Origin of the sequence: Mesorhizobium tamadayense (assembly GCF_003863365.1) — a bacterium.
Lineage (GTDB): Bacteria > Pseudomonadota > Alphaproteobacteria > Rhizobiales > Rhizobiaceae > Mesorhizobium > Mesorhizobium tamadayense.
Genome location: NZ_RQXT01000139.1, coordinates 1 through 1,828 on the forward strand (window position 1 = coordinate 1; position 1,828 = coordinate 1,828).

The window sequence follows — 1,828 nt, forward strand, 5'->3', positions numbered from 1 at the left end:
TGTTGGTGCGTGCGCGGGGGCGCGCGTCGTTGCGTTCATGCTCGAAAAGAGCCGGAGGAAGCGGAGCACGATTGCGTATTATGTCGGATCCCTTCTCGCCCACCATGATCGTCGGAGCATTGGTGTTGCAGGACGGCACCCGCGGCATGACTGAGGAGTCGCAAACGCGTAAGCCCTCCAACCCATGGACCTTGAGATCGAGCCCGACGACGGCCATGGAATCGAAACCCATCTTGCACGTGCCGACCGGGTGGTGATCGGTCTTGGCATTGGCGCACCCGTAAATGAACAAGTCTTCGTCCGTCATGGCCTTTGGTCCAGGCAGGCGCTCGGCCATCACGAAAGGTTCCAGGGCGGCCTGCTGCATGATCTCCCGGGCGATCTTCAGGCCCTCGATCGACATTTTCCGGTCGTGCGGGTCTTCCCAATAGTTGGGGTCGATCAGCGGGGCCGCCGAAGGATCGGCGGAAGAAAGTCTAACCGTGCCGCGAGAGCGCGGATGCAGATAGGTGGAGTTCAGCGTCACACCGGCGCTCTTCAGCCGCTCGACTCCCGCCTCGATCCCGGAGCCGAGGCCGAGGTGGAACTGGACGTCGGGCGAGCGGGCCTCCGGGTCCGCATACCAAAAACCGCCCGTCTCGAACAGCGAGGAGGCGACCGGACCAGTGCGGAAGAGTACGTACTGGATACCGGCCCAGAGGGTGCGGTGCAGTTTCGCCACGTTGTCATAGGTGTGGTCGCCGGTGCATTCGCAAATGACGAACAGGTCGAGATGGTCCTGCATGTTTGAGCCAACCCCCGGTAGGTCGTGTTTCACCTGAACTCCGACAGATTTAAGATGATCGATCGGGCCGATGCCCGACTGCAGGAGTAACTTGGGCGAGCCTATGGCGCCGGAGGAGACGAGTACTTCGCGTTCCGCCCGGATCGCTTCGATGCCCTTCGCAGTCACCACCTCCACGCCCACGGCGCGGGTGCCTTCCAGCACGATGCGGGCGACGCGAGCGCCGGTGCGGATCGAAAGGTTTCTCCGACCCTTGATCGGCGACAGATAGGCCATTGAGGCGGAGGAGCGACGGCGATTGCGTTGCGTAAGCTGGTAGAAGCCGACGCCAGCCTGCTGGCGACCGTTGAAGTCGTGGTTGTAGGGAACGCCGAGTTCCTGGCCGGCGCGGATATACGCGTCGCAGATCGGGAGATTCGAGACTGGCATGGAGACGCCGAGCGGCCCGCCATAGGAATGGTAGTCGTCGGCAAAACGCTGGTTGTCCTCAGCGCGCTTAAAATAGGGCAGGATTTCACGATAGCTCCAGCCCTCGCAGCCGTCGTCTGTCGCCCAGAGATCGTAATCGGCTGCATTGCCGCGCGTATAGAGCTGTGCATTGATTGAGGAACCTCCGCCGATCACTTTCGCCTGCGTATAGCGCAGCACTCGGCCTTTCATGTGCTTCTGCGGCACGGTTTCCCAGCCCCAACTGGCCACGCCCTTGGTCATCTTGGCGAAGCCCGCCGGCATGTGGAACAGCGGGTTCCAATCTCCGCCGCCAGCCTCCAGCAACAACACGCGCACGGCCGGATCTTCCGAAAGCCGGTTCGCGAGCACGCAGCCGGCAGGCCCGGCTCCGGTGATGATGTAGTCGAAGCCCATTCTGTTGCTCCCTTCAGAGGCGTGGAGTTGAAGAGGCCCCGTCGGCTTCGACGATTGTTCCCGTCGCAAAACCCAAATCGCCGGAAGCGAGTGCCGTGCAGATTTTGCCGAGGTCTGCTGCTTCTTCCCCTCGCTCCATGCCGGGCCGCACCTCAAATACTGATACTCCCGTATCCATGA

At 62.0% G+C, this 1,828-nt stretch carries 1 protein-coding gene; it reads right to left on the reverse strand.

The features are described 5' to 3' along the window. Positions 1-1,648: GMC family oxidoreductase (locus EH240_RS36790; RefSeq protein ID WP_125007219.1), on the reverse strand; the 1,648-nt coding region annotated here is incomplete at its 3' end. Between the last annotated feature and the right edge of the window lie 180 nt (positions 1,649-1,828).